Genomic DNA, 19,829 nt, shown 5'->3' on the forward strand with positions numbered 1-19,829 from the left:
AGACCCCCCATGACCGCATCCCGCGCCGGCACCGTCGCCCAGCCGCAGGACCTCGTCGACGTCCCGGCGCTGGTCACGGCGTACTACACCCGCCAGCCCGACCCGGAGAACCCGGACGAGCAGGTCGCGTTCGGCACGAGCGGCCACCGCGGGTCGTCGCTGAGGACGTCGTTCAACGAGGCGCACATCCTCGCCACCACCCAAGCGATCGTGGACTACCGACGCAGCCAGGGGTACGACGGCCCGTTGTTCCTCGGCGCGGACACTCACGCGCTGTCGACGCCGGCGTGGGTGAGCGCGGTCGAGGTGCTGGTCGCCAACGACGTGACGGTGATGGTCGACGACCGCGACGGCTACACCCCGACCCCGTCGGTGTCGCTGGCGATCATCGACGCCAACGGCGGCCGGACGACGGGCTCCGGGCTGGCCGACGGCATCGTGGTGACGCCGTCGCACAACCCGCCCGCGGACGGCGGGTTCAAGTACAACCCGCCCCACGGCGGCCCCGCGGACTCCGACGCCACCAAGACCATCGCCGCCCGCGCGAACGAGCTGATCCGCGGCGGGCTCGCCGAGGTCCGTCGTACGCCGCTGGAGAAGGCCCGCGGCCAGGTGCACCGCTACGACTTCCTCGGCGCGTACGTCGACGCGCTGCCGTCGGTGGTCGACCTGGCGAAGGTCCGCGACGCGGGCGTGCGCATCGGTGCGGACCCGCTCGGCGGCGCGAGCGTGCACTACTGGGGCGAGATCGCCGAGCGGCACGGCCTGGACCTGACGGTGGTGAACCCGCTGGTGGACCCGACGTGGCGGTTCATGACGCTGGACTGGGACGAGAAGATCCGCATGGACTGCTCCTCGCCGTCGGCGATGGCCTCGCTGATCGAGCGGCGCCACGACTTCGACATCGCGACCGGCAACGACGCGGACGCCGACCGCCACGGCATCGTCACCCCCGACGCGGGGCTGCTGAACCCGAATCACTTCCTGGCGGTCGCGATCGGCTACCTGTTCGGCGGCGCCCGCCCCGACTGGCCCGCCGGCGCGCAGATCGGCAAGACGCTGGTGTCGTCGTCGATGATCGACCGGGTCGCCGCGCAGGTGGGGGCGCCGCTGGTGGAGACCCCGGTGGGGTTCAAGTGGTTCGTGCCGGGGCTGATCGACGGCTCGTTCGGGTTCGGCGGCGAGGAGTCGGCCGGTGCGTCGTTCCTCCGCCGCGACGGCTCGACGTGGACCACCGATAAGGACGGCCTGCTGCTGTGCCTGCTGGCCTCGGAGATCCAGGCCGCGACCGGCAAGTCGCCAAGCGAGCACTACGCCGAGCTGGTCGCCCAGCACGGCGAGCCGGCGTACGCCCGGGTCGACGCGCCCGCCGACCGGGCGCAGAAGGCGAAGCTCGCCGCGCTCTCCCCGGACGACGTGGCCGCGACGTCGCTGGCGGGGGAGGAGATCACCGGCAAGCTGACCGAAGCCCCCGGCAACGGCGCGGCGATCGGCGGACTCAAGGTGACCACCGAGTCGGCGTGGTTCGCCGCCCGCCCCAGCGGCACCGAGGACGTCTACAAGATTTACGCCGAGTCCTTCCGCGGGCCCGACCACCTCGCCGAGGTCCAGGCCGAGGCGCGCGAGGTCGTCTCGGCGGCCCTCAGCGGCTGATTCTGCCTCGACATGGTTCTGAGGATTAGACGATGGCAGTGCCGGTCTAGGATCAAGGATTTTGGAGACCATGAGCGGAAGCCATTGCGACCATTGTGATCTTCCCCTGGCTCAGTGCGGGCACGGACGGTCTGTTCCTGCATCTCCGGCCGTTGTGGCAAGGGCGAAGAGCAACAGCTCTGCGAATCGTCGATCTGGGCGACGACCTCAGGGGGTCAGGACTAGCCGACTCACCCCGCAAAGCGAGTTTCGTCCAGTCATCCTTGACATCCTCAGGGAGCGTGGCGGTCGACTCAGCGTGGAAGAGCTCACTTCTGAGCTCGAATCACGGATGCAAGATGCATTCACCGATGGGGACTACGGACTCGTTGACAACAATGAGGTCAGATGGAGAAATGCGGTGAGGTGGGAGCGTAAAAAGATGGTGGACGAGGGGCTCATCATGCCGAGTCGCGAGAGAGGAGTCTGGGAGCTTTCCGCGAAGGGCAGGAGTTGACTCGCCTAGTCCCATCAACGTCGACTGCCGCATGCGATGGCCCGCGGCGCGTTCGTTGGGGCCGCAAGATGTCCCGCGGTCACGCCGCCGTCGGGCGGCGCAAGATGCCGACCTTCTCAGCCAGGCCGGTCGTCGCGTCCGACCGCCTGAACGCTCGCTAGACCCAGCTCTTACCGGGCTCATAAGCGTGATCCGCCGGTCAGACTGCCAGCACGTAGGCGCGAAGACTTCATCTTGTGGGTCATGAGCAATCTGTCGCAGATCAACCCCGACGATTCAAGCCCCGTTGTCGCTCCCGAGCTGAGCAACATCGCCAACTCCGTGGCCTTCGAGCTGATGCTCGAGAGTCTTTTCCTGAGCGAACTCCTTCAAGAGATGTGGTTCGCACGGGCCCAGGTCGTTGATGTTTTGCATTCGCCCGTCGACGCTTTCGGTTATGACCTGGTACTTCAATCGGGCGGAGTGACTCGACACGTCCAGCTCAAGACGAAGCGAGCGGACAGCAAGACTGCGAAGTACAAGCTCAGCACTCTGCTCTACAACCAGCCAGCAGCATGCGTCATTGTTCTGGAGTGGAAGCAACCGGTTGGTGCGACCCGTCTCGACCTCGAATACCGATGGTTCGGCGGTGGGGCTCACCAGAGGATTCCCGACTTAGGAGAGAGGTTGGCAAAGCATACAAAGGGGGACTCGACCGGATTGAAGAAAGAGAAGCCGTTGCACCGCGAGATCGCCCTTGGCAAGTTCTCCCGTGTTGCGACGATGTCAGAGCTCACGAGTCTTCTATTTGGCTGAGGGGCCGCGGTGGGGCCCCGCATCCGCCCGCACGGGCCCTCTGGGCCAGTCGCCTGCTCTGCTCGGTGATTTGGCCGGCGGGCGACTCGGCAGCGAGTGCGGCGAGGACCCTGTTCTGCAGGAGCTCCGACAACCCGACGGGACCTCCCATTCGACCGCGCTGGCCGCCGTCCAGAGTGCTCAGCCCTCGTCCGCGGGCGTGGGACCAAGCGACTGGACGTCCTCGCCCGCGTCCCGCAGCTTGCCGATAAAGTCGGTCACGGGGAACCAGTTTGGATTGTTGGGCAACGGGTCGTGCCGACACTGGAAGACACGGGTGCCCCACGATCCGTCCGAGACAGCATGGGCGAGTCGCTGACCCTTCAGCCCTCCTTGGATGCCCATCCACGGCCACGTCTCATCGCCCGCGAGCGACCGCATCACCAGGTTCGCCCCCGCCAGATCTCCCTGCTGATATCCGGCCCACTTGGAGACGAGGTGGTCGTACCGGTCGAGGGCGGTGCGCAGGATGGCCAGAAAGTACGCCTGATTGACATCTGAGTAGGTCTCCAGGATCTGCTCCCAGGTGATGACCCTCACGGGTAGCGGCCCGACGGAGTCGGCGAGCTTGCTTGGCAGGAGAGCAGCGTGGGCGATTTCCACCGCCGGGACGTCGAGAAGTCGCGCCAACGCATCAGCCACCGCCTCGAGCTGTGTCGTTTGCGCAGCCAGTTGCTTGAGGAGGTCAGGTCGCGAAGGACGGTCGTACATCTTCGCCTCGAGAGCGATGAGGACCGGATGTGGGGCCGTCACGAGGATGACCAGGTCCGGCGTGTCCTTCGGGAGGCCTTGGAGGCCGGGGAAGTTCGCACTGGATTGCCCGATCGCCGATTCGATGATGCTGTACTCGGTGAAGAACAGCACGGTGCAGTCGTGCGGCAGCGCCCGGACGTCTAGCTCGCCCAGGTCGAGCAGTTCCGGCGCGGCCAGTCGCGCCAGATGACGCATCTAGTCAGCACAGAGCAACGCGGGCAGGACCGTCCCGGTGTAGTAGCGCTCCTTGCGATTGAGGGGAAGAGTCAGGTCGAGGAGGTGGTCGAGACTGGTCACTTCAAGCTCCGGGGTGTGGGCGGGCGTTGTCGCGGCTGGCTCTTGTGGCGAGCTTGACGTGAGCGATGTAGGCCGAGTGTGACCGGACGTTCTTCGTCACGTTGCGGTCGGAGATGCGGGTGAACTTCGAGGTGAAGCCAGCTTGGCCGGCCGGCGTCGCTGTGAGCTCAGCCAGCCGGTACAGCCAACGAAGTACGTCGTCCTCGGCGGACCAGTAGTTCCAAACACGGTGATTGACCGCCTCGTGCAGACTGCGCCAGTCGCGGCTCTTGTTGACCGCGGCGCCGAGCAGATGCATCTCCTCGACCTTCTTCGCGCCCGGTTTGGTGCTGAGGGTTTCCGCGGCGGTCACCATCACCCGAGCTCCCAGGCTGTGCCCCATCAGGACGAACGGTCCCTCGTCGCACCGGGCGAGAAGGGTCCCGAGCGCCACTCCGGTCATGCCAGCGCGGGTCTTCGCGACGGTCCACGGGTTCGCCGCGACGCCGGCTAGGCCGAGTGCCCATCCGATGCCCGGCAGGTTCAGCGCTTTGCCGCCCCGCTTGGCCCCTGCTTTGACCAGCCGGTGCACGACCGCCTTCACACCCGCGTCGACCAGCAGAACGGAGAGATCCTTGAGCTCCTTCGATCCCCAGTGGAGTTGGTAAACCGGGGAATCGGGGTATCGCTGGTCGACCAAAGGCTGCCATCCGGTCCATCCGCCCAGGCCCTCTGTCAGAAAACCGGTAGCGAAGATGACCGGCGTACCAGTCCCGTCTCGGACCTTCTCGATGCGGAACGACTTGTCGGACGACGTGTAGGCGGAGACCGTTGTGGCACCCAGCGCGCTTCCCAGGGCCGACCCAGTGGCGGTGACGACCATCGTCCCACCGGCCATGCCGAGCCCTCCGGAGGCGACTGCACCGCCGCCGAGCATCGCGAGGCCATGGCTGGTTGCCGCCGCACCGGTGAGCGAGCCACCGAGTGCTGAACCACCGAGCGCGGCACCCACGGCGGGCGCTGCGAGGAGCGCCATGGGTGCCACTACCAAGGCTGCGCCGATCATCCCGCCGGTCACCTTGGTGATGCGTGCTGCATTCCGCACGTCGTACGAGAGGAAGTCTTCGTAGTCAAGAAGTGAGCAAAAGGTTGCCTCCAGCTTCTCGAAGGAAGGAATCTCGTGTTGGTGCTCAGCGCAATATCGGAGGTTCGTTCTCGCCAGCGGATGCACCACGGCGTGGTTCTTGCAACGAGGGACTGCACAGCCGACCGAAGGGGTGCCGCACGCGGCACACAGCCACGTCTCCACCGGACGACTAGCCTTTCGCACTCGCCGTCGAGGGCTGAAGGTGAAACAGCCGGAACACCAGGCGTCACTCGTGGAAGCCTCAGCTCGGACGATGAGCTCGGCCAGGCCGATCGCCTGCACGCGTTCGTTGTCAGCGGCGTCCCTGTGACTCTTCCGTTTCTCCGGTGATCGCAGACGTCGGTACGCCAGCTCGTTGGCGGCATAGCCGAGGACCAACGCCATCAACGCAACGTTGTCGGTCAGGTCGCTGGAACCCCCGATCTGTGGGCTGTCATGGTCCAACCCCGCACCTTTCACGTGCAGATCCAGACTGCCTGCGCTCAGGTCGACCGCGAAACCGCGACCGCGCGGGGTATACGTCAACTCGGCCATGGGACACCTCCGCGGCGGATGTAGCCGATGCTTGAAGATGGGCAGGTTGTTCGCAACTCTCGGGCAACGGAGCACGGCCCCGCAGTCGAATAGCTTCTCGGCTCGCAAGCTGTGAAGCTCGGCGTGTGGAGAGCTACAAACGTCACGCCAAGTCCGAGCTGACACCCGAGGAGTCCGCTGAGCTGGTGGCCGTCGATGCATTGGCCGACCGTCTGCGATCGCATATCGGTGACACGGCTCCCGAGATCAAGGATCTGCATGTTCACGGTGCGCAGAGCAAAGCGGTTCAGGATCACATGGCGAGACTGCTGAAGGACGAACTGGGCTTTGGTGAAGAAGTGGTCTTGACCCCGCAGACGGGGCTCGTGACGCAAGCACGTCCGGATTTCTTTCTTCCCATCAGCGGCGACCGAGGTGTTATCGCTGAGGTTGAGCGCGGCGGGGCGACGACCAACAACCACGACCTCAAGGACCTCTGGAAGGCCCACGTCGCACCCGACGTCCAGCATCTCTTCCTGATCGTTCCGCAGAGCAATTGGCGGGCAGACGGGACGTCGAGGGAGAAGCCGTTCCCACTGGTGGCGAGACGACTCGGCGCCTTCTTCGGCAGTCAGCGCCGTGAGATCGACGTGGTGAGCGTGCACGTCTTCGGATACTGAGTGCTCTCGCGCGAGGACCGACCCGGTCACAACGCGGCCTCCACCGACCCTTGCGGGTGCAGGAAGAGGAGCCGGGTCGCGATGGGGACATCTACTGACGCCGACAGGGCCTCGGCGTAGGCGCCGAGCTGTGGCCGGTAGAACGCGACCTTGGCCGGCAGCGTCTCGGGCGTGACGAAGTCGGTCTTGTAGTCGACCACCACGACAGAGCCATCGTCCTCGAGGAAGAGGAGGTCGATGATCCCCTCCACCAACGTGCCGTCAGTACGGGGGGCCCCGACGTACATCTCGCGCCAGTGTCGGCGTTCCGACGCACGCCGGACGAGCCCGCTGCTGAGCGCTGCCTCGGCCAACTTCGTGACGACAGCACCGAGGTCAGGGATGCCTTCGGCAATCACCTGTGACTGGACGGCGTCGGGCAGGCCGGCGCCAGTCCTGAGATCCACCATCTGCAGGACACCATGGACAGCGCGGCCCACCGCTGAGCCGTAACGCCCCTTCGTCCACGGAGGCAGCGCGAGGTCACGGGGTCCTTTCGCGGAGCCGGCTTCGTCCGCCTCACCCATCACCACCTCCGGCTCGGTGCCCTCGAGCCCGGACGCCGTCAACGCCGCGCGCGCCCTGCTGTTGGCCCGTGCTCGGATCACTCCTGCCCGCCACTCCTCAAAGGCAGGAGGCGCCGCTGCCGTCTCAGCCTCCGAAAGAGAACCGGTGGTCGCCTCGGATGAGAGGAGGACGGGGTCGCCGACAACCGCCCCGCCCACGCTGTCGATCAGCTCCGCAGGTGTGAGCTGTGTTGGAGAACCCCGCTCCATGCGATGCAACGACACCACGAGGTGGTCGCGCGCCCGTGTGGCAGCGACGTACAACAGCCGGGTGCGCTCGAGGTCACCCATCTGCTCGTCGATCGCGGCCAGGGTCTCGAAAGTCGGGTCCCGCAGATCCCCTCGCAGGCTGACGGAGTAGTCGTCCTCGCTCCACAACATGCGCACGCCGGACTCGCGCTTGGGGCGGGTCGACATTCCACTGAGAACGACGATGGGGAACTCGAGTCCCTTGGCCGCATGGACGGTCATCACGCGGACGGCATTCACGTCCTGCTCAGGAAGGACGGCCTCCGACACCCGGGCTTTCTCCTGGGCCTGATGGGCCACCCAGTTCACGTAGGCGCGCAGACCCCCGAGGGAGGTCTCGGTCCAGGCTCGAGCCTGGTCGACGACGAAGCGGAGACGGCGCCACGAGTCCCGAGTCCGCGGCAACTGGGTCGCGACCTCGAGAACTCGCCGGTCCTCGATGATGCGCGAGAGGACTTCGCTGGGCGTGAGCCACTGCGCTGCTCGGTGGAGTTGACGCAGATAGTCGAGACCGCGCCCGACCGGCCCCGTCGACTGTGTTTCGTCGTCACATCTGGCGAAGAGGTCGAGACGGAAGCCGGCGTTCCGCCAGCGCCATAGGTCATCATCCCCGCACCCGAACAGCGGGGATCGAAGAGCAGCGACCAGAGCGAGGGCATCCGAGGGGTCAGCGATAGCGCGCGCCGCGATCAGTACGTCGCGGACCTCCGGTGCTTCGTAGACCAAGGACATGGACTCGGCGCGGAAGTGGATGCCGGCCTCGTCCAGGGCGTCCTCGAGCATGGGCATCGAGGTCCGGGATGGGAGCAGGATCGCAATGTCAGATGGCCGGGCAGCCCGGTAGGCGCGCTGCTTCTCGTCGAAGACGGTCCATTGCTCGGACTGCATCGTCGCAATCGCTCCGGCTACTTCTGTCGCCTCGATTCGGCGGAGGGCCTCGGCGCTCATCTTCGGCGATTTCTCGGAGCCGAGGATCGCCACCGGAGGGCCGACCAGCTCCGTGTCCACCGATCTGTGGGCGATAAGAGGCTCGTAGTCGGGCTGCCCGTCGGCTTCGAAGGCGATGAGCTGACCGAACACCTCATTCACCCACGTCACAACACCCGGTCCTGAGCGGAAGTTCGTGGAGAGCGTGGTCTGTTCGCCGATGACCTCCTGCGCATCGAGATACGTCTTGATGCTTGCGCGGCGGAAGCGGTAGATGGACTGCTTCGCGTCGCCGACCACTAAGAGTCGCCCTGCCGGTACGTCGACCTGCTCCCATCGCGGTTGGGACGCTTCGCGTCCGCCTGCGATGCGCACTGCGAGCTCGATCTGGATCGGATCGGTGTCCTGGAACTCGTCGAGGAGCAGTCGCTGGTACCGCTCGTGGAGCACTGCGCGGGTGTGCTCGGAATGGGTCAGGAGGTCTCTGGCGAGAACGAGGAGGTCGTGGAACTCGAGGCGCCCGCTTCGACGCCGCTCGTGGGCCGCGTTGAGCACCTCTCGTCCGGCCCAGTAGGCGAGGTGTCTGACGCAGGTGCCGACGACTGAAGTGCGTAATCCCTCCACGTGCTCCCGCACGCTCCCGATCTCAGCACGAATGAGTGTGGGATCTTCCCCCGCCCAGTTCGACTTGCTGCCAACCGGGCCGGTCTTGAACTCGTTGATGGCGGCGGACTGCTGGAGGAACTGCCTGACGGTGGTGACTGAGCTCAGTCCGGTGAGGAGACCGACGAACTCGTCGAGCTTTAGGCAGAGCTTGTCGTGCGGATTCGAGCATCGTGCGAGTAGCGCAACCAGACCTGACGCTGCATCGGCGACGCACTGGAGGTCCGGCACCGTGATCGGCGTCGGGGGGTGGCTGAGTACATGTCTGTCGATGCGGTCCCAGTCCTGACCCAGCAAGCGGACGAGCTGACGGACCTGGCGAAGGGTCACCCCTGCGGCCATGCTCAGGATCAATGCGTCGGCGATCGAGTCGTCGTCGAGCAGTTCTTGCTGCAGACGGGACCATCGTTCCTCGAAGGCAATCGACGAGGCGATCTCGTCGAGCACTTCGATCGCTGGCGGCAGACCTGCCTCGATCGGGTGCGCGGCCAGAATTCGCTGGGCGAAGGAGTGCAGCGTGCCGATGGCCGCGAGGTCGAGGTTGTCCAGCGCCTGCCGGGCGCGATCGCGTGTTACACCTGAATCTCCGGACAGGAGCGCCTTCTCCAGCTCGGCCCGCAACCGGTCGCGCAGTTCGACAGCGGCTTTGATGGTGAACGTCACCGTCGCGATCGTTGCCATGGGGACGCCGTCGTCGAGGACCAAGCGGAGGACCCGGCCGACGAGCGCAGTGGTCTTCCCGGACCCTGCGCCGGCGCTGACGAACAGGGTGCTGGCGGTCTGCTCCCGGATCTGGGTGCGGGCCGCTTGGTCGACTGGTTCAGGCATCGGTCACCTCGTTGTCGACGTTGAGGGAGACGAGCTGCTTGAGGTCGGGGTGGGCAGCTTTCGCCGCCCATTCCCTCCTCCGTCCGGCGTAGCCGAGCCCGTCAGGATTGCAGAACGGGCATTGGACGAAGGTGAAGTCGTCGTTCTCCGGTGGCTTGGCAGGGTAGAGGCCGTCGGCTATACCTGACGCTAGGACTCCGAGCACTCGCCCGTAGTGGTTTCTCACGTCGTCGTCGATCTCGAGATCGACACGCCCGCTGTCCTTGTGCACGAACCAGTAGCCGGCCGTGACCGGGAGGTCCACGTCGAGAATGGACAGGGCCGCGAAGGCATAGGCGGGCAACTGCAGTTTCGCTCCATGGGGCGCTGGGTCGTCCTGCTTGATCTTGGTGAAGTCGGTTCGCCGGCCAGTCTTGATGTCTGTGACGTAGAGGCGTCCCTCAGCTCGATCGACCTTGTCCGCACTTCCTCGGAGCCGGATGGCGCCGCCGGGGATGTCGACCTCGACTCCCGGATCGCCGTTGGACCCGAACTCGACTTCGGATGCATGGACCGCCGCATTCTTGTCGGAACGCCAGGCGGAGTCCTCGTCGAGCATCGTCGTCAGCGTGAAGAACACCTTCTCCTTCTCGACCGACCACAGCCGTTGATGGCCGGTCACGCCGCGCTGCTCGAATGATGCGGCCTTCTTCTCTGCGATTTGTCGGAGAACCTCGTGATGGGTGGTGGTCCACGCCTCACCTGCCCCCGGTCGGTCGGTGCTCTTGATGAGCTCGTCCATGCACTCGTGGATGAACGTGCCGAGCTCGGAGGCGGGGATGGTGACGATGTCCTCCGGGTTCTCGACCGGCCCGATCCGGAGCATTCGTTCGACGAAATAGGCGTGGGGGCAGCCCGCGTACCTCTCAAGCGCTGTGGGTGAGACCTTGGCCGATCCCTGTCGGGGGTCGGGCAAGGTCCCAAGACCGGTCAAATTGCCGTCGAAGCGGGTGAAGTCGGTACCGGCACGTGCGGTCAGGAGTTCGTGGGCGGCCTCGGCGACCACGTCGCTGAGTTGTCCCGCGACGGCGGCGCGGATCCGCCATTCCTGTTCCGTCGCCATACGGCTCGTCGACAGCAGTTCGCCGGCGAAGGATCCGGCCGACAGCACGGCCTCGCCGTAGTCGGCGTCCTCCCACCGAGTCGCAGGGAGCTGCGGATCGTTCGCGTAGTGCCTCAGAGTGGGCAGCAGCCAACGGGACGGCAGCCGCTCGCGGGACTGACGGAGGTCCCCCCGGGGAAAGGAGGCCACGACCTCGGGAGCGCTGGCGAAGGCCGAGGCGAGGTCGCGGCGCTTGTCCTCGATGCGATCGCGGAGAGTCGGCAACGCCCCGTCGAGTTGCTCGCGGATCCTGTCGGGAAGCAGGACGTCCTCCGACGGGCTCCCCGGATAGAGGTCTTCGCTGAGCCCCACGATGTAGGTGACGTCGACCGCGAGCCCTGCGGCGGTGCTCAGCGGGCCGACGTACACGCCGTCGCCGAACCTCCCCACCCGGGGAATGGAGCTCTCGAGTTCGACGGCAAGGAGATCGTGCAGGGACCTCACAGACGGCACGATCTGGCTGGCCTGCAACACGGCGAGTGTCCCGATGGCGAGGTCGAGCGCCGCATACGCATGCTGTTCAGTGGGGGGCAGGGAGCGGAGACCGCTCGGCCCCACCAGCAGCGTGCAGTACAGATCCCGCGCCCAGTCGACCGTCTCCGGCCATGTCTCGCCGACAGAGGAGAACCTTCGGCGCAGCTCGGCGACGAAGTCACGCAGATCCTGGCCGGATCGCTTGTCGCACTCGGGTGCTTCGACGTCGATCCACGTCCGAAGCCGAAGATCCCAGTGGTCGCCGCGTACGACCCCGGCGGCACGGGAGTGCCTCTCCCAGCGGGCCGTGGGAATCAACTGGCCGGCGAAATCGATGAACGGCGCCGAGCTGACGGCGTCGAACAGCTGGGCCCTCGGCACGCCCTGATCTGCGAGGTCGAGCAGTTGGAGAAAGCTCCGCACTACGGCCCGCTCGGCGACGGGTCGGGCCCCTGGCCCGTTGATGCTCACTCCAGCGACGCCCAGCTGCTCAGCCAGCAGACGGGCATAAGGTCGCGGGTCCGCGTACAGCACGGCGACCCTCTTCTCCTGCTCCAGACTGACGAGCAGGTCGCGAACGACAACGCGGACCTCGTCATCGGAGTCAGAGGCATGGACAACCCGGCTCGCCGCATGCAGTCGGTCATCGCCGTCGATGGTCACGACTTCGCGGGCTCCCGCGAGAGCGCTCAGGAGCCCGTGTTCTCCGGGGGACACGCGTCCAAGGAGGTAGAGCACCACGGGCTCATCTAAAACGTCAGCGACGTCGGTTGCAGACCTCAAGAGGTCGACATCGTCGAACCAGGTTGGCGCTAGTGCGGCCTCGACCTCCTTGAAGAGCCTGACCAGATCGGGTGCCGGCGTGGGGCTGCTAGCGATGAGATCGAGGTGGTGCGATCTGAGTTCGCGGAGATCTCGATACACCCTGGACAACGCCCCCACCGTCGACGGGTGGTCTGCAACATCTGCGAACGCACCGGGGTCGCCGGACAGTGCGTGCCGCCATGCCGCGGCGACGACAGGTCGGGTGGCGGGGCGTCTGGGCGACATGCGTGCCGCTGCCAGGGTCTCGGCGTATCGACGCGCTGTCGTGACGTTGAGTGCCGCAATACCGCCCTGCGCGGCGAGGAACCTGCGCGCGGTGATTGCCGCGGTATTCGACGGCGCCAGAACGGTCACAGGCCTCAGCGGGTCTGCAGACTTCAGATCAGCGACTGCAGTCGCCAATTGCCGCAACTGAGCGTGCGCGCTGGAGAATCCCGGTGACTGCACTGCGGCAACCTAACTCGTTTCGACTAATGATTGGGTAGGCCGAGCTTCATTTCGAGACCCTGGCGGCCGTTACCCTGCGGCAATGCATGAGGCACGGATTCAGGTAGCGGTCGGCGACAAGAAGAGGCCTTGGTGCGGGCTCTCACGGTGGGAACCCGTATCGGTCGGCAGGGCTGCCTCGAGCGGGATTCATCTGCCGAACAAGTGGGTTCCGCGTGGCCTGTGTCGATTCACAGCCACCGATCTCGGGTGGCTGGTGCAGGTGGGGCCGCGTGCCCGCATGCGTGTCCGCGACCCCTGGGTCGGCGACCACGTCTTTGAACGGCGGGCCCTCGTGGCATTACAGGAAGGCCACGCTGTCCTCGATTTCCCCGAGCTCGACGACTGGTGCCAGCTCGCCGTCGTGGTCGGCACCGACGCTGCTGCGGACCTGCCTGAGGTCACGGACCAGCACGACCTGGACGACCCCGAGCAAGGGACGGCGTACGCCGTCGGGAGATACACGCTCAGTGCGTCCCAGCGCCGGGTTCTGGCCGTCACCTTTAGGCACCTCCTGACCGGAGACCCGCCGCCCTCCAATCTCGTCAAGGCCGCTGGCGAGCGGATGGGGAGGAGCAGCCAGGGACTCACGAACCAGCTGCACGAGATCCGCCGCGACATCAACGTCGAACGCTGGGGCCCGAAGCTCGAGGACGCCCACCAGCTCGGCGACTACCTGGTCAAGCTCACCCGCACCATTGGCTGGAACGACCTCCCGGATGAGCACCACTGACGATCGGGGGTTAGGCGCCTAACCCACGAATAGGGGCCCTCCGTCGCATCCTCCTCGCACCGGCCCACAAAGGGCCCGAGACTCGAGGGGGAGACATGAAGGTGGAGGAGCTGCACGTGGGACGCGGCGTCGGCTGGGAGGGCCTGACCGTCTTTCCGGTCTGGCGCCCGACCGAGGGCGAGGCCGGGTACGCCCTGGCCACCGACACCCTGACCGTGTCGGAGTGCGACGACGGCCCCGAGGTGGAGGGCCTGATGGTCACCAACAGCGGCCCGGAGCCGGTCCTGATCCTCGAAGGCCAGCTCTTCGAGGGCGGCTGGCAGCACCGCATGGCCCTGACCGGCCACCTCGTCGGCGTCGGCGAGCGGGTCCGCGTGAACGTCGCCTGCGTCGAGCAGGGTCGCTGGCACGGCGAGGTCGACCAGCGCACCGGCGGTCGCCGCGCGACGCCGTACGTCCGCCAGGCGGCGACCGACGCCCAGCCCTGGGGTGCCCAGCAGGAGGTGTGGCGCCGCGTCGAGCGCCTCACCTCGGTCGCTGGTGGGACCGACAACCCGACGACCAGCCTCGTCCGTCACCTGGACGACGAGCTCCCGCTCCTCAGCTCGGAGCCGCCCGCTTTGCTGCCCGGCCAGACCGGCGTGCTCGTCGGCGTCGGCGGCCAGCCGTACGTGATGGAGGTCTTCGACTCGACCGCAGCCCTCGACGCGGCGCTCGAGCAGATCCTCGAGGCCGCCCGGGTCGACGCGCGCGGTCTCGTGGCCGAGTCGACCCCCGCCCGCCGGGCGCTGCGGATGGTCCGCCGTTGCGAGCAGGTCCGCTCCGACCAGCGCGGCCCCGCCGGCCTCGCCGAATGGACCACCGGCCGCACCTCGTACGCGGAGGTGCGGCACACGACCTGGCGCGGACGCACCCTGCACAGCAGGCTGACCAACCTGCGCCACCCGATGCTCCACGAGGCCTGAGCCATGACCCTCACCGCAGCACAGACCGACCGCGCCATCGGCACCCTCGTCGCCTCGGCAGCGGGCGACGCCCTGGGCGCCGGCTACGAGTTTGGCTCCGCGCCGTACGACGGACTCCCGCGCATGATCGGCGGCGGGCTCGGCGGCTTCGCGCCGGGGGAGTGGACCGACGACACCGCCCAGGCGATGGCCATCGCCCGTGTCGCGGCCACCGGCGTCGACCTCCGCTCGACCGAGGCCCTCGACGCGATCGCCGCCGGCTTCGCCGAGTGGTACGCCGGCGGGCCGTCCGACGTCGGCATCCAGACCGCGGAGGTTCTCCGCGCCGCTGGCCGCCACCCCACCGCCGCCACGATGACCGCGGCGGCCAAGGCCGAGCACGATCGCTCCGGCCGGAGCGCTGGCAACGGCTCCCTCATGCGGACGGCGCCCGTCGCCTTGGCGTACCTCGGCCCGGGGGAGCAGGCCGCCCTCGTCGAGGCCGCCCACGCGGTCAGCGCGCTGACCCACCACGACCCGCTCGCTGGCGATGGCGCAGCGCTGTGGTGCCTGATGGTCCGCGAGGCGGTCCTGACCGGGGACCTTCCGACGCCGGGCGAGCTCGTCGGTCACCTCCGCGACCCCGACCGCTGGCTCGAGGTCCTTGCCGAGGCAGAGGCGAACCAGCCCGAGACCTTCACCGAGAACGGCTGGGTCGTCGGCGCCCTCCAGGCCGCCTGGTCGGCCATCACCCACACCCCGACCCCGGTCGACCTGCCCGGCCGCCACCTCCGCGACGCCCTGGCCACCGCGATCGGCATCGGCCACGACACCGACACGGTCGCCGCCATCGCCGGCGGGTTGCTCGGTGCCCGGTGGGGCGTCACCGCGGTGCCGCTCGCGTGGCAGCGGATCCTCCACGGCTGGCCCGGCCTGCGGACCATCGACCTGACCGCGCTCGCCGTCCGGATCGCCGTCGGCGACGACCCGCGGACCTGGCCGCAGACCGACGCGGCCGACTAACCGTCGTACGTCGAGCACCCGCTGGTAGGTGACGTCGTTATTGGGCTAGCGATCAGCCGGCATGATGGGTGCTGAGATGCAGCCGGCTGATTCGGACTTATCCAGCAAGGAATTCGGCGTATCTCTGCTCTAATCGAGCGGGTGTGGGACGTGAAGTGCGCCCGGACGGCAGCACACTCAGCTGTGTGTTGTGCACGCTCTGAATGCCGCCCTTCAGCATCCAGCCGTCAATCTCCTCCAACACGTCGTCGCGAACGTGCAGAGAGTAGTCGGGACGAATGCCGAGAATGCCGTGATCAAAGGCCGCATGGTGAATTTTGCAAAGTGAGAGCCCGTTGGGCACGACCGGCAGGCCGTCTGGATGGCTGTCCGGCAAGATGTGCGCGGCGTCAAGAAGTTCGTCGTGTGCAAGACGACACACAGAACAACGGCTTCCGTAAGCTAGCATCACGCGAGACCGAAAGACCTTCTGATGGAGCCTCTGCTTTGTGAGGCGCTCGAGGTACTGGCGCGTGTCAGTGTCAAGCTCTGAGCTTGGCGACCAAAAGCGCTGGCCCTGGTAGAGGGCAAGAGCGAATTGCAGTTGGTTTGGTTCGTCTCCAACAACCCACACCGGATAGATTGGCTCGTACAGACCGCTCTCAACCCCGACAAACCAAATCAGCGGGGCTTGGTCGTGCATTGCTCGCCTCAGGGCGCGATTTTCAGGATGGTCAGGGTTGTCTCCGCGATATTTGTAGCGTTGAAGGCCGTCCTCGCCAATAGAGTCTGCATAGGGTGGCTTCGCGCCCGGCGCGGTAAAAGTGGTTCGAATGGCAAGCGCTGAGGTGAAATTTGCAGGCTTTCGTATCCCCCGCTGAAGATCCATTAGGGGGATGCGATTTCCCTCGTAGACGAAAGAGCTTGCCCACGAGTAATCAACCCGAGACTGTTGTCGTTCGTCAAGCCACCGCATCGCGGCTTGCCTGAATCCTGCCGGCTCCATGGGGTGATCTCAGTCGATCGTCGCAGTTGGCTCCCGAAGCCCAACGGAGCACGGCAAGCGGTGAAGCGGGCCAGGTGGTGAAGAATGTTGGCGTGCGCGTAACGGGAATGGATCGAAGTCGCCGTCGGTCCGCCCTGAGTCGCTACCAGACCCAGCGCACGAGGAGACTCCAAAGGACCTCGCCCGCCCCAATTAGCCTTCTGCAGGTCGCGCAAGCCAGCAGTAGCGCGAGTGCAACTGGGCAGCGGGTCCGTCGATCATCACCGTCCAAACAGACGCTCGCGTTCGGCGGCGATCACGATGCGGGCGAGTTCAGCGTCGGTGACGTCAACAGCGTCAGGAGCTTGGTTGGCAATGACGCTGTCACGTGCGAACTCGTCGAAGAGTTGCATCTTGTCCGCCAGAATCGTCCGGATGCGCTCGTCCACGCTGTTCTCCGTGAGTAGACGATGGACCTGCACCGTGTTCGTCTGACCCATGCGGTGTGCGCGGGCGATGGCTTGAGCCTCCATCGTGGGCTTCAACTGCGGTTCGCAGATGACCACCACGGACGCGGATTGGATGTTGAGGCCGACGCCGCCGGCGGTGATCTGTGCGACGAGCACCGCCCCATGGCCCGACTTCGAGAAGCGATCGACCAAGGCTTGGCGGTCGCGAGCCCCAACTGAGCCCGTCAGGGGACCGAGGACATGTCCAGGTAGGAGGCGCGCGACGTGATCCAGCACATCTCGGAAGTAGGAGAAGACGATGACCCGCCGCCCGTTGGCCTCCGCTTCGCCGACGATCTCCTGGAGCCGACTGACCTTGAGCGATCTCTCAGAGAGCATCGCTGCCCTCCGCATCAACATGAAGTTGCCGTCCTGTACGGCGGCTCGGTAAGCGCCCTCATCGGCGTCCGACAAGCTCATCCACTCGTCGATCTCCACCATCTCGGGGAGCTCCGTGAGCACGTCCTCCTGATTGCGGCGCAGGTATGCCGGCGCCACGTGCTTTCGGAACCGTGACGCGAGGTACCCGGGCGCAAAGTCGGACAAGTCAGACCTGATGTAGCCAATGAGATTCCGGAACTCTTGGACGCTGTTCTCCAGCGGTGTGCCGGTCATCAAGATCACGTACTTGAGCGAGTCTATGACGACAGCCGCCGCGATCGAGCGCTTGGCAAGCGGATTCTTGATGTAGTGCGCTTCGTCGAACACGGCTGCGGCGACTTCGACCTTGTTCAGATGCTCTTGAGCCCACGGCAGGAGGTCGTAGGTCGTGACAGCGACGCCGCCGCTGCGAATCCATGACTTGGCGGCGTAGTTGCGGTCCCAAAGCGGCCCATGGAGCCGCGTCGCCGCCAGTCTTGTGTGCTTCTCAGTTTCTCTGATCCAGTTACTGACGACGGCGGCAGGGCAGACGACGAGGAAGTGGGAGTGCCCGGTGGCTCGAAGATGGGTAAAGACCGCGAGGGCCTCGACGGTCTTGCCGAGACCCATCTCGTCCCCAATGACGACCTTCTCCTGGACGAGCGCAAAGCGAGCGCCGAAGCTCTGATATGTGCGGAGTGAGGCGGTGAGGTAGTCCCGCTTGAGCTCCTTGGCACGGACCGCCTCGATGATCTCCTCAGGAAGATCGCCGTGCATCTTCTTCTCGTCTTCCGTCACGAAGCCGAGCTCGGTCAGCATGCCGAAGTAGTCGGCTGGGCGGGACAAGAAGTCCTTCCATACGTCGCCAGTCCCCACGGACGCCGCGCTGCGATTCAGGGCGTCGCTTAACGTCGAGATGACCTGTGGGCCAGCGTCGGTCGGGCCTTCGGTGAAGGCGAGCATGTGGGTCGGGGTGCACTTCGCCTTAAAGAGCCTGACCAGAGCTTCGGCAAGCCTGGTCTCGTCGCGGCTGGGAGTGAATTGCCGAAGCGCATGCCATCGCCTCAATGATTCAAGGAGCTTTTTGGTCTCGCTGTCCTTGGGCTTCACGTCAATTCGGACAGGCGTCTCCTCGCGCACAGCTTCGAAGAGTCGCCGCGTTGCTTGCTCGATCGAGATCGCCGAGGTTTCGCCCAGACCCGGGAGCGCCTCCAGGTAGGATGACTCGGCGTACTTGTAGACCTTCCACACGTTGTCCAGGCCGGCATTCGACAGCGCAGTCACCCGGACCCGGTCCGGAGTGGCCTTCTTGAGAACCTCGAGATCCATGCCCGCTAACGCTCGGGCGACATCCGCGCTGTGCACCCGCTCGGCGGCTGACCTCGCGTCGGCTGCTGCTGCTTTAGCCGCCTTGGCGGCGTTGAGAACTGCACCGACCCCACTCTTGGCGCGCGCGGTTAATTGCGCATCGACGAGCTCAAGGTTCGAAGGCTTCGCCGGCAGGACCGAAACGACCCTGAGTGATGGATCAGAGAGAAGGTCGAGTTTTGGTTTGCCCTCGACGGGGGGCGGCTCCAGACCGGCCAGACGTGCCTCAATGGCCTTGGCTTGGTCCAGCAGCTTTGGTGTTTCGTCGTGCAGGGCGATGCAACTGCCATCGCGTCGGCACTCCCATCGGGCGTTGAATGTGCTCTGAATACGCGGTTCAATCCGTGCTGCAACCTGCCGAGTGTCGCCCAATGCCGACTTGTCAGAAGCAGTGAGCGAGAAGTCTCGAAGCAACGTCAAGTTCGGAAGTAGCACCGCGTCCTCGGCAACGAGCGGAACCAACTTCACAGCCCCGCCATCAAACTTGGCGTCGATTCCAAGGGTCAGCGCACTTTTGATTCGATTCGCTACCACCTTCTCGGCCTCAGGCCGAGCGACCAGGACCGACTGGGCTCGGGCGTCCCAGCGGCCGACCTGCTCGGCGAGCTTCTTGACCTGAGCCTGCTCGGACTGGAACTGCTTCCTGACCCGTGCATTGGCCGATCGGATGGCCTTTGCCGTACGCGCCGCGCCGGACTCACGCTGCACATCGACCAGTAGCCGAGCAGAGGAGTGCGATCGCTCGCAGGTCCCCGTAGCGCATGGACCTTGGTCGAGGAGCTGCTGCGCATGTGGGCCATGCAGGTCGACGAGTTGAATGACCGACCGCATTGCTTGGTCTTCGGCCTCGCTAAGCACGCCGCTGCGGCTGACCGGCATGTGAACAACGTCGTTGAGCGTGTTCGCGGCCGCGGAGCGCAGCTCGACCAGCTCGGCGAGAACGGCATGGAGGCGTTGCCGCTCCCCGCCGGTCTTGCTTGCGAGCCGTTCACGGAACGTTGTCAACGCGCTGTCGGACTGAGCAGCCTTGACCTGACTGTGGAACGTTGACAGTCGAGTCGCAGCCTCGTGTGCAGGTTGCAGCTTTTTGCGTCTGCCGAACCAGACGGTCTTTGCGAGCTGAGTGGCAGCCGCGAGGTCGCCCGATGCCTCGACCTGGCCCAACGAGACGAGGAGGGGAAGCTGGGCGCTCGGGTCGCCGTCAGGCGAGTAAGGCAGGTGTCCTGCGAGATGTCGGATCTCTTGGGCGGCATGGAGCCAGGCACGGACTTCCTCGGTGACCGCGCCGAGTTGTTGCCGTTCGGCGCGGTTCATCTGTCTCCTTGGCTGCGTGTGTCAAGTGAGGGAAAGCTACCCAATACGGTGGGCTAGCGAAACT

13 protein-coding genes are annotated in these 19,829 nt (G+C 65.9%); 7 read left to right on the plus strand and 6 right to left on the minus strand.

Annotated elements, in window-relative coordinates; all coding sequences use genetic code 11:
* Positions 1-9 precede the first annotated feature (9 nt).
* From pgm to MJ876_RS12885, 3 genes are all read left to right on the plus strand, one after another.
* Positions 10-1,653: a phosphoglucomutase (alpha-D-glucose-1,6-bisphosphate-dependent) gene (gene pgm / locus MJ876_RS12880; protein ID WP_240236702.1), complete on the plus strand. Its 1,644-nt coding sequence runs from the start codon at positions 10-12 to the stop codon at positions 1,651-1,653.
* 70 nt (positions 1,654-1,723) lie between these two features.
* Positions 1,724-2,149, plus strand: coding sequence for a winged helix-turn-helix domain-containing protein (locus MJ876_RS22430; protein WP_374202476.1), 426 nt, complete (start codon positions 1,724-1,726; stop codon positions 2,147-2,149).
* A gap of 243 nt (positions 2,150-2,392) precedes the next feature.
* A complete protein-coding gene (locus MJ876_RS12885) occupies positions 2,393-2,944 on the plus strand; it encodes a hypothetical protein (protein ID WP_240236703.1) in 552 nt (183 codons plus the stop codon).
* Between the two features lie 180 nt (positions 2,945-3,124).
* Here MJ876_RS12885 and MJ876_RS12890 read toward each other — a convergent pair whose 3' ends face one another.
* Both MJ876_RS12890 and MJ876_RS12895 read right to left on the minus strand, forming a co-directional pair.
* Complete coding sequence (locus MJ876_RS12890; protein WP_240236704.1) at positions 3,125-3,931, minus strand: hypothetical protein; 807 nt, start codon at positions 3,929-3,931, stop codon at positions 3,125-3,127.
* 103 nt (positions 3,932-4,034) lie between these two features.
* Positions 4,035-5,693, minus strand: coding sequence for a DUF726 domain-containing protein (locus MJ876_RS12895; RefSeq protein ID WP_240236705.1), 1,659 nt, complete (start codon positions 5,691-5,693; stop codon positions 4,035-4,037).
* 125 nt (positions 5,694-5,818) lie between these two features.
* Between MJ876_RS12895 and MJ876_RS12900 the strand changes: the two genes are divergently transcribed.
* On the plus strand, positions 5,819-6,352 hold the full coding sequence (locus MJ876_RS12900) for a hypothetical protein (protein WP_240236706.1): 534 nt from the start codon (positions 5,819-5,821) through the stop codon (positions 6,350-6,352).
* A 26-nt stretch (positions 6,353-6,378) separates the two neighbouring features.
* Here the strand turns inward: MJ876_RS12900 and MJ876_RS12905 are convergent, their stop codons facing one another.
* Complete coding sequence (locus MJ876_RS12905; protein ID WP_240236707.1) at positions 6,379-9,624, minus strand: exodeoxyribonuclease V subunit beta; 3,246 nt, start codon at positions 9,622-9,624, stop codon at positions 6,379-6,381.
* Complete coding sequence (locus MJ876_RS12910; RefSeq protein WP_240236708.1) at positions 9,617-12,418, minus strand: PD-(D/E)XK nuclease family protein; 2,802 nt, start codon at positions 12,416-12,418, stop codon at positions 9,617-9,619. The genes MJ876_RS12905 and MJ876_RS12910 overlap by 8 nt, the downstream gene beginning before the upstream one ends.
* Before the next feature lie 175 nt (positions 12,419-12,593).
* Between MJ876_RS12910 and MJ876_RS12915 the strand changes: the two genes are divergently transcribed.
* From MJ876_RS12915 to MJ876_RS12925, 3 genes are all read left to right on the plus strand, one after another.
* On the plus strand, positions 12,594-13,283 hold the full coding sequence (locus MJ876_RS12915) for a hypothetical protein (RefSeq protein ID WP_240236709.1): 690 nt from the start codon (positions 12,594-12,596) through the stop codon (positions 13,281-13,283).
* Between the two features lie 95 nt (positions 13,284-13,378).
* Positions 13,379-14,248 carry an ARPP-1 family domain-containing protein gene (locus MJ876_RS12920; protein WP_240236710.1) on the plus strand — a complete coding sequence of 290 codons (870 nt, stop codon included), beginning with the start codon at positions 13,379-13,381 and terminating at the stop codon, positions 14,246-14,248.
* 3 nt (positions 14,249-14,251) lie between these two features.
* On the plus strand, positions 14,252-15,250 hold the full coding sequence (locus MJ876_RS12925; protein ID WP_240236711.1) for an ADP-ribosylglycohydrolase family protein: 999 nt from the start codon (positions 14,252-14,254) through the stop codon (positions 15,248-15,250).
* 97 nt (positions 15,251-15,347) lie between these two features.
* Here MJ876_RS12925 and MJ876_RS12930 read toward each other — a convergent pair whose 3' ends face one another.
* Together MJ876_RS12930 and MJ876_RS12935 are read right to left on the minus strand one after the other, a co-directional pair.
* Positions 15,348-16,118 carry an HNH endonuclease gene (locus MJ876_RS12930; protein ID WP_240236712.1) on the minus strand — a complete coding sequence of 257 codons (771 nt, stop codon included), beginning with the start codon at positions 16,116-16,118 and terminating at the stop codon, positions 15,348-15,350.
* A 377-nt stretch (positions 16,119-16,495) separates the two neighbouring features.
* Positions 16,496-19,765, minus strand: a complete 3,270-nt coding sequence (locus MJ876_RS12935) for an SNF2-related protein (protein ID WP_240236713.1) — start codon at positions 19,763-19,765, stop codon at positions 16,496-16,498.
* Positions 19,766-19,829: the final 64 nt, after the last annotated feature.

It is taken from the genome of Nocardioides sp. CFH 31398 (assembly GCF_022436705.1).
Taxonomy (GTDB): domain Bacteria; phylum Actinomycetota; class Actinomycetes; order Propionibacteriales; family Nocardioidaceae; genus Nocardioides.